The following is a 14407-nucleotide window of genomic DNA, read 5'->3' on the forward strand; positions in this document are numbered from 1 at the left end:
GATCTGGATGTCCTGGTTTGATCGGTTCAAAAGTCCGCGCGATAACCGCCACGATCCTGCGCTTTCCGGAAGTGATGGAAGGACACAGCACGACGCTGGACTCAGCGATGCGGAGCGCCTGGTGCAATGGGAAGAAGCGCTGCAGAAAAAGCAGTTGCCGCCATTCGTCAAGGATCGCCTAACCGCCGCCGCCACTGGCAAAACGCCATGGCTTGCCACCATGACGCCGGTCGAGCTCCTGACAGCTCGCAGCCATGGCATGCAACCCATTGCGTTGGTTTCGGGCACGTGTTGGTATCACTACGGTTTTTCCTGGACCAAGGGACACGCCGCCGGATGGCAGACGGCGATCAAGCGCATGCAGATGGAAGCCGCCGCGGCCGGAGCAAATGCCATCGTCGACGTACGCATGCGAAAGATCAGCATGGAGTTCGAAGCGAGCATGGATTTCACCGTCATCGGCACCGCGGTGCGTGTCAAGGATCTGCCGCCCAGTCCCAATCCCATCGTGGCTACCGTCGACGCGCTTGAATTCGTGCGTCTGCTGGAGGCCGACATCGTTCCTGCCGGCATCGCCATCGGCGCGCACTACGAGTGGTTGAACTCGTGGAACCGCAGCCTAGCCGGCCAGGCGAGTTGGTATAACCAGCCGCTGACGCAACTGGGGCACTTTTGGGAAAGCGTGCGACGCCGAGCGATGCAGGATCTGCGCAATAGCGCCCGATCGATGGGCAACGGCATTCTTGCGCACACGCATTTCGGGCAACTGGTCGAAGCAGGCGATGAACGGAACCGCAGCTATCTCGGGCGCCATATCGTGGTCGGCACCGTCGTCGACTGTAAAAGCATGGATTCCTTCCATCACGCGATCCGACCTGTGGTCGACATGTGCGACGGCGAATCGCCGCTGCTCAATGCAGCACCGAACGGACACAACGTATACGCCACCAATGAGGAAGAAGGCTCGATATGACCGATACCAACACCATTCCGCAGCACGCGCTGGAGCGACTCAAGGGGTTGCGCAGCGAGGGGCATTCGGGCGGCATCTTCACCTCCGATTTCTCGGTCAATGAGTTCCTGCTGGTGCGCAAGGCGGGCTTCGAGCCAGTCGGACTTTGCGTTGGCACCTGCATCTACCACCTGGGCGTACAGTACGGACGCTGGAGCAAGAATCAGGAAATGGATGTGCTATCGCAAGCGATGTATGAGGCGCGCGAACTCGCCATGACGCGCATGCGCGAGGAAGCCAAGAGCATGGGCGCCGACGGCATTGTCGGCGTCGATCTCACGGTGAAGCGGCTAGAGTGGGACAGTGATGTGCTGGAGTTCATGGCCATCGGCACCGGTGTGGTGCACGCGAAGGGCCATGGCGGATTCAAGGGACCCAAGGGCCAGCCGTTCACCTCGGATCTTTCCGGCCAGGATTTCTGGACCTTGCTGCAGGCAGGCTATCGCCCGCTGGAAATGGTGATGGGATCGTGCGTGTATCACGTAGCCCACCAGGGCATGTTCAAGACGCTCGGCAACGCCGGCAACAACGTGGAGCTGATCAATTTTTCGCAAGCGCTGTACGACGCGAGGGAGATCGCCATGGAGCGCATGCAGCACGAAGCCATTGAGGCGGAAGCTGAAGGCGTGGTGGGAGTCGACCTGCACGAGGGCTCGCACAACTGGCAGCCGCACATCATCGAATTTTTTGCCGTTGGTACCGCCGTCGTGCCCATTTCGAAAGAGCTGGATGCATCGACCATCCCGGACCCGCAACTGGTTCTGTCCGTCAACAATTAACGCCCGTCACATCCGGAGAACACCGATGAGCATCTTCGAACGCATGGCTGATTTGCTGCATGCCAAGACCAACAAGCTGCTGGACAAGATGGAGGATCCCAACGAGACCCTCGATCTGTCCTATGAAAAAATGATCACTGGCCTGCAGGAAACCAAGCATCACCTGGCTGACGTGGTGACCGAGCAAAAGCTGCTCGAACGACAGATCGCCCAGATCCAGCAGGAAGCCGACACCGCGCAGGACAATGCGCGACTGGCGCTACAGTCATCTCGCGAAGACCTTGCCAAGGCCGCCCTGGCGCAGCGGCAGGCGGCGCTGGAGAAACAAGTGACACTGAACAAGGCGCATGAAAACATCTCCGCGCAGGCGAAGAAGCTGATCGACTACCAAAGCACGCTGGAAAATCGCATCGAGCAGTTCCGCACCCAGAAAGACGTGATGAAAAGCAGCTACGCCGCCGCGCAGGCGCAGGTCAAGGTCACCGAGTCGCTCACCGGCATCGGCAATCGCCTGGGTAATGTGACCGACGCGATGCGCCGTGCCGAAGACAAGGTCAACGGCATGCAGGCCAAGGCGGAAGCTATGGACGGACTGCTGCAGTCGGGGGTGCTCAACGATCCGCTGGATCATCGAAGCAATGTGGAAAAAGAGCTTCAGACCCTGCGCAGCAACAATGCCGTGGATGCCGAATTGGAAAAGCTCAAGGCAGAGCTCGGCAAATCCTGAGTAGAGCAAGACGGGCAAGAGCTCTTTCGACGGCCCAATGCGCAACGGGCCTGCCCATATCGGCCGTGCCGGACGATCCCATCGACACCGGCACGGCAATATCGCACCTCTCGCCAACTTAACGCGACCGCCCGCAATCGTTCATTTCTTCAAGCGCACGCATGGTAGGCTCGCTCTCCCATGTTTGTACCTGAAGAAAAAAGCGCCAAATCGATTCTCACACCCAGCACGCTGAACCGGCTGGTGCGTGACTTACTGGGCGACGTGTTTCCGTTCGTATGGATCGAGGGCGAGCTGTCGAACGTCGCCAGGCCGGCATCGGGGCATCTGTACTTCACCCTGAAGGACAGCGGCGCGCAGGTGCGCTGCGCGATGTTCAAACCGAAAAGTGCGTCGCTGCGCTTTCGTCCGGTCGACGGCATGCAGGTGCTGCTGCGCGCAAAGGTCGGCCTGTACGAGCCCCGCGGCGAGTTTCAGCTGGTTGCCGAGTCGATGGAGCCAGCGGGCGAAGGCGCGCTGCAGCGCGAATTCGAGCAGCTCAAGGCGCGGCTCGATGCCGAAGGCCTGTTCGCGCCTGCGCGCAAGCGTCCGCTGCCGCGCTACGCCCGGCGCATCGGCGTGATCACCTCGGCCACCGGCGCGGCGGTGCGCGATGTGCTCAGCGTGCTGGCCCGGCGCTGGCCGCTCGCTGACGTCGAGGTGTTGCCCGTGCCTGTGCAGGGCCGCGACGCCCCCCCGGCCATCGTGAAAATGCTGAAGAAAGCCTCCGCCAGCCAGCGCTACGACGTGCTGCTGCTGACCCGTGGCGGCGGTTCGCTGGAAGACCTCTGGGCGTTCAACGACGAAGCCGTCGCGCGCGCCATCCATGCCAGCGCCGTGCCCGTCGTGTCGGCCGTCGGCCATGAAATCGACTTCAGCATCGCCGACTTCGTTGCCGACCTGCGCGCACCCACGCCCTCGGCCGCGGCCGAGCTGCTGGTGCCCGATGCCGTGGCGGTTGCCCGGCATCTGCAGCAGCTGCAGCAGCGCCTGCTGACGCTGCAACAGCGCAAACTGCAGGCGCATTCGCAGCGTGTCGATCATTTGCTGGCTCGACTGCAGGCACAGCGTCCGCAGGCGCGCCTGGCCCGCGATCGCGAGCGGCTGATCCATTTGCAGAGCCGGCTCACCGCGGTGCTGCGCGAACAGAGCCAGCAGCGCCATACGCGACTCGAACGACTGCACAACCGCTTGCTAGCGCAGCATCCGCGCACAAGGCTGCCGCTGCTGGCGCGCCGGTTGGCCGAACAGGATCAGCGTTTGCGTCGCGCCATGGCGCTCACGCTGGAGCGCAAACAGACGTCCATCCGCCATATCGCTCGCGCGCTGCACGCGATCAGTCCACTGGCCACGCTTGAGCGCGGCTACGCGATCGTGTTCGACGACACCGGGCATGTGCTTCGCTCGGTCGCCGCCACCCAACCGGGCGATCGACTGACCGCGCGGCTTGCCGATGGCGAGCTGCGCGTCAAGGTCACCGACGACTGATCAGACCTGACACTGCCTGCGCATAAGCGTCTCGGCTAGCCCGAGCTTTGACTAGCCCGGGGCGTCCGTGGCCTTGTCCGCCAGCCGCACCAGCGCACTGGCCGCGCTGACAAACTCCGACGGCATCATCACGATGGTCATAGTGTTCTGTTCGGCGCCAACCTCGGTGAGCATCTGCATGCGGCGCAGCTCCATCGCCATCGGCGTCTGGCCCATCTTGGTGGCCGCTTCGGTGAGCATAAGCGCAGCATCGTGCTCGGCTTCGGCCTTGATGATGCGAGCGCGCTTTTCGCGATGAGCCTCCGCTTCCTGCGCCATCGCGCGCTGCATCGACTGAGGAATTTCCACGTCCTTGATCTGCACGCGATCGACCATCACGCCCCACGGCTCGGTGACCTTGTCGATGATGTCGCCCAGCATGCTGGAAAGCTTTTCCTGCTCCTTCAGCAACTCGTCCAGCGAGTGCTGACCCATCACGCTGCGCAGGCTGGTGAGCGCCGTCTGGCGCACAGCGTCCTCGAAGTTGGCCACCTCGATGATCGCGCGCTCGGGGTTGATCACCTTGTACCAGACGACCGCGCGCACCTTCACCGGCACGTTGTCGTTGGTCATGGTTTCCTGCGGCTCGATGTCCTGCGTGACCACGCGCATATCGATCATCTGCATGCGGTCCACTACCGGAATGATCCAGGTCAGACCCGGCCCCTTGGTGGTCTGATACTTGCCGAGCCGAAACACCAAGCCGCGCTGATACTGCTGCAGAACCCGCAGGCCGGAAATAAATAGAAAAGCGATAAAGACGATCGGTATCAGCAGAGACATGGACGTTGCACCCACGACATGAGGAAGTTGCAGACCGCCATTGTACGCCTGCCCTATGCCGACAACGCCTTCGACCGATGACGGCCACTGGCGGGCTTATCGCATCTCACGATCGCTGAACATGCCGCTCTTCTATCCTTTGCGAACTATCGGTCGCAGGACTCCCGCCATGCTCAAAAAAACCTATCCCTACTACCTTGCCAACCAGCCGCAGCAGCCGAACACCGATCTCGAGGTGCTGGACAAGTACACGGGTGAGGTCGCCACCCGCGTGGCGGTACCGAACGCCAAGGCGACCGAAAAGGCGATCGTGGCCGCGGTGAAGGCCACCAGACCGATGCGCGATTTCAAGCCGTGGGCGCGTCAAGCGGTCTTGCAGCATTGCGCGAAGCGCTTTGCCGAGCGCCGCGACGAGTTGGCCGAAGCGCTGTGCATCGAGGCCGGCAAGCCGATCAAGGATGCCGCCGGCGAAGTCACTCGCCTGATCGAAACGTTCCAGATCGCCGCGGAGGAATCCGTGCGTACCAATGGCGAAACCTTGAACCTCGAGCTGGCCAGTCGACTGGACGGTTACCACGGCTATACGCGGCGCGTACCGCTGGGGCCGGTCTCGCTGATCAGTCCGTTCAATTTTCCGCTGAATCTGGTCGCGCACAAGGTGGCGCCGGCAATTGCGGCCGGCTGCCCGTTCGTCCTGAAGCCCTCGGAGAAAACGCCGATCGGCGCGCTGATCATCGGGGAAGTGCTGGCCGAAACCGATCTGCCCAAAGGGGCGTTCTCGATTCTCACGCTCGACGGTAAGCACGCCAATGCGCTGGTCGAGGACGAGCGCTTCAAGCTGCTGTCCTTCACCGGCGGCCAGATCGGCTGGGACATCAAGGCGCGCGCCGGCCACAAAAAAGTGACGCTGGAACTCGGCGGCAACGCAGCGTGCATCGTCGACGCGGACCAGGGGCCGAAACTGGACTACGTGGTCGAGCGGCTGGTGTTCGGCGCGTTTTATCAGTCGGGCCAGAGCTGCATCGGCGTGCAGCGCATCATCGCGCACGACGACATCTACGACGCGCTGAAAAAGAAGCTGGTCGCTGCCGTGAAAAAGCTCAAGGCCGGCGATCCGAAACGCAAGGACACCTTTCTCGGCCCGATGATCGACGTGGCAGCGGCCGAGCGCCTGTACGGCTGGATCGAGGAGGCCCGCAAGGCCGGCGGCAAGCTGCTGTGCGGCGGCAAGCGCAACGGCAACATGCTCGACGCCACGCTGATGGAAAACGTGCCGCACGACGCCAAGGCCAACCGGATGGAAGCGTTCGGCCCGTTCGCCCTGCTCACCCGCTTCAGCCAATTCGATGACGCCATCGCGATGGTCAACGACTCCGACTTCGGCCTGCAGGCCGGCATCTTCACCGATAGCCTGGCGCACGCCATGCGCGCCTGGAACGAGCTGGAACAGGGCGGCGTGGTGGTCAACGATATTCCCAGCTTTCGCGTGGACAACATGCCCTACGGCGGCGTGAAGCTTTCCGGCCTGGGCCGCGAAGGCGTGCGCTATGCGATCGAGGACATGACCGAAATGCGGTTGATGGTGATGCGCGAGCGTTGAGCCTGCGGCGCCGACTGGCCGTCAGCTAAAGTCATGCCCGGCCGCTGGGTTTCATCGGCCCGCGTACCGGCATGGTGTTCCATCCCAGCGCCTCGTAGACATGAAACTGCGCCACGCCGATGTATTCGTGCAGAGCCAGGTCGCAGAGTTCGAGATTCGCCGCCTGCGGCCAGAAACCCAGCGTCGCCGATACCACATCGCCACTGGCAGGGATGGGCCTCATGCCGAAATGCTGGAAATACAGCAGGCTGCGACGCAGATGCGCGCCCGAGGTCACCAGCACCAGCGTCTGCGGATCGCAGACCAGCATCAAGCCGCGGCTATAGCGCGCGTTGTCGAACGTGTTGGTGCTCTGCGTTTCGGTTTGGATGTCCTGTGGCGCCACACCCAGCTTGGCCAATATACCGGCGTAGACGGTGGACTCCGCGGTGCCGTGGTGCTGCGCATCGCCGCCGCTGACGAAAATCAGGCACTGGCCACCCGAAAGCTTGCAGCTGCGATAAAGCGTGACGGCTTCGAGGATGCGGCCGTTGGCGAACAACGTCGGACGCAATGGGCCGTCATCGTCGATACGTGCCGTGCCCGCGCCGAGCAGCACGATCACATTGCGCGGTGACCAGTGCACGAAAGGCGTGGCGGAATACTCCCGTTGCAAATGACCCAGCAGCCATGCCGGCACCGGCCCGCAGGCCACGGCCAGAAACAACGCCAGGGCGATCACGCCGATGCTACGGGCCAACCAGCGCCATCCCGCGCGACCGGCGGCGAACGAAAAAAGCACAAGCAATCCAAGCAGGGAGAGCGACATGAGGTAGTCCGGAGCGGCGCCTGCAGAGTAGCGCAGCCGGTCGTCTGTCGGCACGGGACGCCGCGCCGGATCGTTCCTTGCAGGAAACACACTGGTGACGATCGGCCTATTGAACGACCGACCTGCCGTGACCACGTTGCTGTCACTCCACCGGACGCCTGTCGTGAACAAGCCACTGCTGCACCTCTTTGCCGCGCTATTGCTGACCGTTGCTACGCTACCCGCGCTGGTCCATGCGACTCATGACTCGGGCGACTATGTCGCCGTGCAGGTTCCCAACCTGCCCCAGGCTGTCACGTTTTTCCGCGACGTGATGAACTGCAGCGTCATCAGCGACGGTGGCGATACGGCATCCGCCGCCGCTTCGCTGATGGCCTGCGGACGCGACACCACGGTCGAAATCACTCAGGTCTCCACACATCCCGCGCCGCGTGCGATCGGGGCTTCACCGACGCTCACGCTCGACGCCGACGATGCGCCTGCCGTCGCCAGCTGGCTGCGCGCCAATCACGTCCATCTGGTGGGATCGCCGATCCGTCTGACCACCGGCCAGGACGCGGGCAAGCTTGCCGTGACTTTTCTTACGCCATGGGGCCAGCCGCTGCGTCTGGTCAGCCGGATGAAGGACGACGATCTGCTGGAATCCGCGCCGACGTCCCGCGTAGCCGTGCAATAGGCAGCAGTCGGTCATAGGCACGCCATGTAGCGCTCAAGAGCGGCGTCGCTCTTGAGCGTTGACTCACGCGGTTTTCATTGCCACGTTTTTCATCGATGCGCTGATATCAAGAGTGTCCCCTCCCCGATATAGGTAGCATTCGATGACCACCATCCAAGTCAATCAGGACCGAAGCGGCAAGCCGGTCGAGCTTTTCTACGAAGACGTCGGCAGCGGCGCGCCGGTGGTGTTGATCCACGGCTGGCCGGTCAGCCAGCAGATGTGGGAAAACCAGATCCTGGCTCTGGCCGGCAAGGGTTTTCGCGTCATCAGCTACGACCGCCGCGGTTTCGGCGAGTCGTCCAAACCGTGGGACGGCTACGACTACGACACGCTGGCCGACGATCTGAAAGGCTTGCTGGTGGGGCTCGACCTCACCGGCGTCACGCTCGTGGGCTTTTCGATGGGCGGCGGCGAAATCGCTCGCTATATGAGCCGGCATGGCGGCGAGCGTGTCAGCAAGGTGGCCTTCATCAGCGCAGTAACGCCGTTCATGCTGAAGACCGACAACAACCCGGATGGCGTGGACAAAAGCGTATTCGACGGCATGGTCGAAGGCATCACCAAGGACCGTCCAGATTTTTTGGAAAGCTTCGCCAAGGGCTTTTTCGGCGTCAGTGCCCTGCACCACGCCGTGAGTTCGGCCGTGCTGGACTGGAACCAGTCGCTGGCGCTGCGCGCGTCGCTGAAAGCTACGCTCGACTGCGTGCGTTCGTTCAGCGAAACCGATTTCCGCGACGACCTGAAAAAGATCGACGTTCCTACCTTGATCGTCCACGGCAAGAGCGACAAGACCGTACCGTTCGAGACCAGCGGTGAACGCACCGCCAAACTGCTTCCTTCTGCCACATTCAAAGCCTATGACGGCGCTCCACACGGGCTGTACATCACGCACAAGGATCAGCTCAACCACGATCTGCTGGCGTTTCTCGGTGCCTAGCTGCCGTTAGCGTTACGGATACGAAAAAGGCGCCAAGCAGGCGCCTTTTTCGTATCCGTTGGTCACTGGTATCGGGCCAATGTCGGTCTATGGAATGGCTCAGACCTTCTCGCGGTCGCACAGCAACGTGGCGACAGCTTTCAACATCGTTTTCGAGTCGTACGGCTTGAGCAGGGTTTCGTAGTTGTGAAAATCCTGCGGTATCTCTTCCTTGCCGTACCCGGATGCAAATACGAACGGCACGCCTTGCTCGCGCAACTGTTCCGCCAGGGGAAATACCAGATCGCGACCAAGGTTTACATCGAGAATGGCGGCGTCGAAACCGTCGATCTTCGATACCCGAAGCCCTTCGGCGAGGCTGGTCACGCCGTGGACTTCGTAGCCCGCATCGGAAAGCAGGTCGTCCAGCACCATCGCGATGAACACCTCATCTTCGACCATCAGTACGCGCGGTTTGTAAGTCATGGATAGCCTCCTCGTCGGTCCGCGATTTCCTGCGGCGCAAAAAAATACAGCATCTTTGACGATAAGATGGCCGCGCCTAGGTGATGACGCTGTGTCGCGGCGGTGAAAGGCCCGCATGCCGTTCACAAAATTTGCCAGCGCAGGCATCTCGCTGCCGCAGTCGAACCCGTACGAACGCGCTTTCTTGCGGAACGCTCAGCGCCGACGCTGAAGCGACGCCGTAATGCTGTCAGTAACCCTTGGCGACTACCAGCCAGCCCTCGCTAGCTACCCGTATCGGCACCGGTGTACGCTCCCCACCCTCGCCGCGATCTGCGCAAGCGATAGCCAGGGGAAAGGGAAAGCACATGAAAAATCTGCTGTTGAACAGCGGCACAGGCGCCGCCGGAAAATTTTCGGTCGGTGCGATTCTGATCGTCGTTATCGTCATTGTTCTTCTGTTGAACAGCGTCTTCGTCATCTCGCCCAGCGAGGAGGCCGGCACGCGTTGGCTCGGGGGTACACCGATGACGACCGCGCCGCTGACCACCGGCATGCACTTCAAGGTGCCGTTCTTCGAAAACGTCGACCGCATTCAGACCAGCCGCTCGGTCTACACGCTCAACGCGCTGGACGTCTATACCAACGACAATCAGAAAGTCACCATCGACGTCAGCATCATTTATCAGATCCCCAGCGCCGCAGTGATGAACCTGCTTTACCACGTCGGCCGCGCCGGCGCCTTCGATATCGACGGCACCATCCTGCCGGTGGTGCGCGACCGCGCGCTGGCCGCCTTCGCACGCTACAACACGCTGACCATTTCCGACCAGCGCTCGCAGATCACTCTGCAGATGCGCAAGGACGTCAGCGAAGCGCTGCTGCGACTGTTCGGCGTGGAGACCATCGACGTGCAGCTCACCGGCATCCACTACTCGCCCGTGTTCGACCAGTCCATCGAGGAAGCCGTGCGCGCCAAGAACCTCGCGGTGCAGGCGGAAAACACCGTCGCGCAGAAAAAGTTCGAAGGCCAGCAGAAAACCGTCACCGCCTCCGCCGAAGCACAGGCCGCGGTCGAAAGCGCCAACGGCGAAGCCCAGGCCACCGTGCTGCAGGCCGACGCTCAGGCCAAGGCCATCGCCACCGTCGGCAACGCGCTGAAAACCAACCCCGACTACGTCCACTTCTACGGTATGCAGCGCTGGAACGGCATCCTGCCCCAGGTCGTCGGCGCCGGCTCGATCCCGATGATCGATTTGAAGGGAGGAGATGTGGGGAAGTAGGCATGGTGATCACCCCGCTTCTAGCGCTCGCCAAAAGTGGAACTAGGAGGTCAAGGCTACTCCGCGTGGGTGCGATGGCGCCCAGCGCCATGTTCGGACGCCCGATGTCGTATGCCCTTAGCGCCTGTTTAACGCGTATCGTCCATGCCTCCGATCCGAGCCTGATGAAATACGCCCATGACGACACTGCAGCCCTTTGCGCAAAGCGGATTTCTCGCCCATCTGGAGCGTCTCGCCGATGCCCCGACACCCGCTGCCGAGGTGCAACTGCCTTCGCAGCTGACGACGCTAGTTTTGAACGCCGATGGAAGCGGCACGCTGACCCGGGCGGCCCACGAGCTGATCGCGCTGCTGAAAGCCCGCAAAGCTTTACTCCAGACGACGTTCGACACCGCGCTGGTCGCCGACGAACTTCGCCGATACCAGAAATTCTCCAAACCCGGGCAGCCCTCGCCGCACATCGTCGGGCTTCGGCAGAAGCAGGCCGCCACGCGACAAGCCGGCAACGTGGCGAGGCAGTCGCTCGTCAAGTCAGCGGCGGCCTTTGTGCGGGAGGCCGGTATCGATGTGCCTCAGCGCGTGGCGATTGAGGTTTTCATCGACAAATGGATCGATACGAGCCTGCCGAAGGGAATCTCGCCATCGCCATCGACATAGCCGTGCCAACCTCTTCAGGGATCAAGAGACTCTTGCACGACGGCAAAAGTCGAAAAATCCGTCAACCTTCATCCCAGCGCCAAGCCTCACGCAACCGCTCACCGAGATATTCGATGAACGCACGCACGCGCGGTGCGAGATGGCGGCTGTGTGGATAGATGGCGTGCAGCGGTGCGGAAGATATGCGGTACTTCGGCAACACGCGGCGCAGGCGGCCGGCGGCGATATCGTCACCGACGTCCCAGATCGACTTCAGCACAATGCCTGCGCCTTCCAGTGCCCAGGTGTGCGCTGCGCTACCGTCGTTGCTGAGCAACGGACCGGTGACGCGCACAGTCATGGAGTCACCGTTTTCGAAGCGCCAGTCGGTCCAGGGCTGGTCACGCATGATGATGCAGCGGTGCCCGACCAGCTCGTCGGGATGCTTAGGGACGCCGTACTTTTTCAGATAGGCAGGCGCCGCGCACAGCACGCGATAATTCGGCGCCAGCTGCCGTGCGATCAGTGACGAATCGGCGAGGCTGCCGAAACGGATGGCCATATCCGCACCGTTCTCCAGCAGATCGATAACGGTATCGGTCAATTCGAGCTGCACGCTCAGCCGCGGATGCAGCCGCTGAAAATCGCTGACGATCGGCGCGATCCACTGCCGGCCGAACGCCCTCGGCGCGCTCAGGCGAAGCAATCCGCCGACGGTTCCCCGACGGCGTGAAATCAAGGCTTCGGCCTCTTCCACCTCGGCCAGAATCCGCACGACCTGCGCGTAAAACAGTACGCCCTCCTCGGTCAGCGTCTGGCGTCGCGTGGTGCGCTGGATCAGGCGCACACCCAGACTCTTTTCCAGCTGCGCCAGCCGTTTGCTGACGACCGCCAGTGAGATATCAAGCTCACGTGCGGCGGCCGACAGGCTCCCGGCAGAAACGATGCGGGCAAACGCGGCGAGGTTCGGGAGGCTATCGATCATGGCGATGATTATCTACAAAATGGAAAGGATTCATCCTTTCCACGCCAGTATTTCGGCTGCAAACAAAGAGTGATGCTCTGCTTCGGCCGGCAAAACTACCGACCGGGCGCCCTGTCGCGCTGCCTCTTTAGCAATGGAGCCATCTCATGTCACCAGCACCGATCAAACGCCGCCGATCCACTCGTTTTCTGCTGCTTGCGTCGTGGGGCGTCGTCTTGGCCGCGCCGGCCTTGTCGGCCACGGACACACTGGTCGAGCCGGAGACGGTAGTGGTCGACAGGAGTCTGCCGAAAGATCGGCTCGACTCCCAGCTATTGGCCGCGCGTCGTTATGACACGTTCTGGACCAGCGGTGACGAAGCGCTGGCGCGCGCAGCGCTGGCTCCCGGTTTCATCGACCGCACCCTGCCATCGGGACGTCCGCAGGGCGTTGCCGGTCCACTCGCCGCGTCAAAAGCGTTCCACGCGGCCGTTCCCGACTTGCACTGCACGGTCGAGCAGATGATCGTCGCGGGTGACCGCGTCGTCGCGCACCTGCATTTCACGGGTCACTTCACCGGCCAGTTCAAGGGCATGCACGGCAAAGGTCAGGCGATCGACTTTATCGCTACCGACATATACCGGATTGCCGAAGGCCGCATCGCTGAGAACTGGCATCTGGAAGACAACCTGACCTTCCTGCAGCAGATCGGCGCCCTCGCCAAATAAGAGGTCAGTCGGAGATACCGAATCCGAGTCTTCCGATGCGCTGGCGAACCAGCACGCCGGCCGTCGACGTTTTCTCGCCAGGGCCGGCACCACCGCTAGCGCGCTGGCCACGTACACCGTGCCAAAGACGGCTTCGGCGCGGGCAACGCGGAGATATTGAACCGGCTCTAACGTCGTGCCGCGTTGCTCCAAGCAAGGCGTGTACTTTCAAGCGCCGCGTAGGCGCAGCATCAGTCCCTTCAGAAAATTCCGCAGCAGCTGGTCGCCGCAGAGGCGAAAATTCTTGTGATCGGGCTGGCGGAACAGCGCGCTGAGTTCGGGCTTGGAAATCGGGAAACCGGCGTCGGCCAGAATCTGGTGCATGTCGACGTCCTTAAGCTCGAACGCGACGCGCAGCTTTTTCAACACCACGTTATTGGTGACGCGCTTTTCGATCGGTCGCGGCGGCTGGCTCTCGTCGCGGCCGCGGCGCTGCACCACCAGGCCGTCGAGAAAATGTGCCAGGACGGTATTGCTGCACTCGACGTAGCCCTCCTCGCCGTCCTTTTTCAGAAAGGCCTGCACATTCTCTTTCTCGATCGGAAAATTCGCATCTGCCAGCTTGGTGATCTCCACCACCTTGCCGTCGCTGAGATCGAGCATGTAGCGGATGCTGCGTATGACGTCGTTGTTGATCATCGAGGGTCCGACAAAAGCGTGGAAAAGACCGCCATGCTACCGCGACGGTAAAGTGACTGCGGCCATAGGCCGCCCGATCCTCTTGCCGCATGCGAAACTTGCCCCACCATGAGCGAATTGCCGCATACGTTGGCCGGCCCATGCCGGCATCAGGACGACATCAAGAAAAGCCGTTTTCTGGCGCAGGCTGCGCCCGTGGAATCGACGGCGGCAGCGCTGGCGTTTGTGCAGGAGGTGGCCGATGCCACGGCCACACACAACTGTTGGGCTTATCGCACCGGCCAGGACTATCGCTTCAACGACGACGGCGAACCCGGCGGCACCGCCGGACGACCGATCCTGCAGGCGATCGAAGGTCAGGGCATGGATCGCGTCGTGGTCGTGGTCACGCGCTGGTACGGCGGGATCAAGCTCGGCGCGGGTGGCTTGGTGCGCGCGTATGGCGGCACCGCGGCGGAATGCCTGCGACGCGCCGAGCGGCTGCCGATCGTATCGATGGCACGCCTCGGTCTGCACTGCGATTTCGCCGAACTGAGTTTGCTGAAGGGGCGACTGAAGGACTGGCAGGCCGATATTCACAGCGAAACCTTCGACGCCGACGGCGTAGAGCTGCAATTGCAGTTACCGGAAAGTCGCGTCGCCGAGGCGCAGGCGCGCATCATGGACATCAGCCGCGGGCGCGGCATGGCCGTATGGCTGGATTGAATCGGCGATCATGCGCCCCACTTCAATGGCAACGTCTGC

16 protein-coding genes are annotated in these 14407 nt (G+C 62.1%); 11 read left to right on the forward strand and 5 right to left on the reverse strand.

Annotation, left to right across the window (positions count from 1 at the left end):
• The first annotated feature begins 7 nt into the window (after positions 1 to 7).
• The 4 genes from HDE76_RS02735 to xseA all read left to right on the forward strand — a co-directional run bounded on the left by HDE76_RS02735 (position 8) and on the right by xseA (position 4045).
• Positions 8 to 973: a heavy metal-binding domain-containing protein gene (locus HDE76_RS02735; RefSeq protein ID WP_179476791.1), complete on the forward strand. Its 966-nt coding sequence runs from the start codon at positions 8 to 10 to the stop codon at positions 971 to 973.
• On the forward strand, positions 970 to 1791 hold the full coding sequence (locus HDE76_RS02740; protein WP_179476792.1) for a heavy metal-binding domain-containing protein: 822 nt from the start codon (positions 970 to 972) through the stop codon (positions 1789 to 1791). The genes HDE76_RS02735 and HDE76_RS02740 overlap by 4 nt, the downstream gene beginning before the upstream one ends.
• 25 nt (positions 1792 to 1816) lie before the next feature.
• The gene (locus tag HDE76_RS02745; RefSeq protein ID WP_184505302.1) at positions 1817 to 2518 is read left to right on the forward strand and encodes a PspA/IM30 family protein; all 702 of its coding nucleotides are present in this window, start codon (positions 1817 to 1819) and stop codon (positions 2516 to 2518) included.
• Between the two features lie 180 nt (positions 2519 to 2698).
• Positions 2699 to 4045, forward strand: coding sequence for an exodeoxyribonuclease VII large subunit (gene xseA, locus HDE76_RS02750; RefSeq protein ID WP_179476794.1), 1347 nt, complete (start codon positions 2699 to 2701; stop codon positions 4043 to 4045).
• 51 nt (positions 4046 to 4096) lie between these two features.
• Here the strand turns inward: xseA and HDE76_RS02755 are convergent, their stop codons facing one another.
• The gene (locus tag HDE76_RS02755) at positions 4097 to 4867 is read right to left on the reverse strand and encodes a slipin family protein (protein WP_179476795.1); all 771 of its coding nucleotides are present in this window, start codon (positions 4865 to 4867) and stop codon (positions 4097 to 4099) included.
• A gap of 169 nt (positions 4868 to 5036) precedes the next feature.
• Here HDE76_RS02755 and HDE76_RS02760 point away from each other — a divergent pair, with 169 nt between their 5' ends.
• Positions 5037 to 6467, forward strand: coding sequence for an aldehyde dehydrogenase family protein (locus HDE76_RS02760; RefSeq protein WP_179476796.1), 1431 nt, complete (start codon positions 5037 to 5039; stop codon positions 6465 to 6467).
• Between the two features lie 31 nt (positions 6468 to 6498).
• On the opposite strand, the gene HDE76_RS02765 is transcribed toward HDE76_RS02760, so the two are convergent.
• The gene (locus HDE76_RS02765) at positions 6499 to 7275 is read right to left on the reverse strand and encodes a YdcF family protein (protein ID WP_184505304.1); all 777 of its coding nucleotides are present in this window, start codon (positions 7273 to 7275) and stop codon (positions 6499 to 6501) included.
• A 163-nt stretch (positions 7276 to 7438) separates the two neighbouring features.
• Here HDE76_RS02765 and HDE76_RS02770 point away from each other — a divergent pair, with 163 nt between their 5' ends.
• Positions 7439 to 7951, forward strand: coding sequence for a VOC family protein (locus HDE76_RS02770; protein ID WP_184505306.1), 513 nt, complete (start codon positions 7439 to 7441; stop codon positions 7949 to 7951).
• Positions 7952 to 8093: 142 nt separating this feature from the next.
• A complete protein-coding gene (locus HDE76_RS02775; RefSeq protein WP_179476799.1) occupies positions 8094 to 8930 on the forward strand; it encodes an alpha/beta hydrolase in 837 nt (278 codons plus the stop codon).
• A gap of 99 nt (positions 8931 to 9029) precedes the next feature.
• Here HDE76_RS02775 and HDE76_RS02780 read toward each other — a convergent pair whose 3' ends face one another.
• Positions 9030 to 9395, reverse strand: a complete 366-nt coding sequence (locus tag HDE76_RS02780) for a response regulator (RefSeq protein WP_184505308.1) — start codon at positions 9393 to 9395, stop codon at positions 9030 to 9032.
• Between the two features lie 347 nt (positions 9396 to 9742).
• Between HDE76_RS02780 and HDE76_RS02785 the strand changes: the two genes are divergently transcribed.
• Together HDE76_RS02785 and HDE76_RS02790 are read left to right on the forward strand one after the other, a co-directional pair.
• Positions 9743 to 10657: an SPFH domain-containing protein gene (locus HDE76_RS02785; protein ID WP_179476801.1), complete on the forward strand. Its 915-nt coding sequence runs from the start codon at positions 9743 to 9745 to the stop codon at positions 10655 to 10657.
• 177 nt (positions 10658 to 10834) lie between these two features.
• Entirely contained in the window at positions 10835 to 11314 is a 480-nt protein-coding gene (locus HDE76_RS02790; protein WP_184505310.1) for a hypothetical protein, read from the forward strand.
• A 61-nt stretch (positions 11315 to 11375) separates the two neighbouring features.
• Here HDE76_RS02790 and HDE76_RS02795 read toward each other — a convergent pair whose 3' ends face one another.
• Entirely contained in the window at positions 11376 to 12278 is a 903-nt protein-coding gene (locus tag HDE76_RS02795; protein ID WP_179476803.1) for a LysR family transcriptional regulator, read from the reverse strand.
• A gap of 146 nt (positions 12279 to 12424) precedes the next feature.
• Between HDE76_RS02795 and HDE76_RS02800 the strand changes: the two genes are divergently transcribed.
• Positions 12425 to 12985, forward strand: a complete 561-nt coding sequence (locus tag HDE76_RS02800) for an ester cyclase (RefSeq protein ID WP_179476804.1) — start codon at positions 12425 to 12427, stop codon at positions 12983 to 12985.
• Between the two features lie 207 nt (positions 12986 to 13192).
• On the opposite strand, the gene HDE76_RS02805 is transcribed toward HDE76_RS02800, so the two are convergent.
• The gene (locus tag HDE76_RS02805) at positions 13193 to 13663 is read right to left on the reverse strand and encodes a DUF1456 family protein (protein WP_179476805.1); all 471 of its coding nucleotides are present in this window, start codon (positions 13661 to 13663) and stop codon (positions 13193 to 13195) included.
• Positions 13664 to 13771: 108 nt separating this feature from the next.
• Between HDE76_RS02805 and HDE76_RS02810 the strand changes: the two genes are divergently transcribed.
• A complete protein-coding gene (locus HDE76_RS02810; RefSeq protein ID WP_179476806.1) occupies positions 13772 to 14368 on the forward strand; it encodes a YigZ family protein in 597 nt (198 codons plus the stop codon).
• The last annotated feature ends 39 nt before the right edge of the window (positions 14369 to 14407 follow it).

Origin of the sequence: Rhodanobacter sp. ANJX3 (genome assembly GCF_014200755.1) — a bacterium.
Lineage (GTDB): Bacteria > Pseudomonadota > Gammaproteobacteria > Xanthomonadales > Rhodanobacteraceae > Rhodanobacter.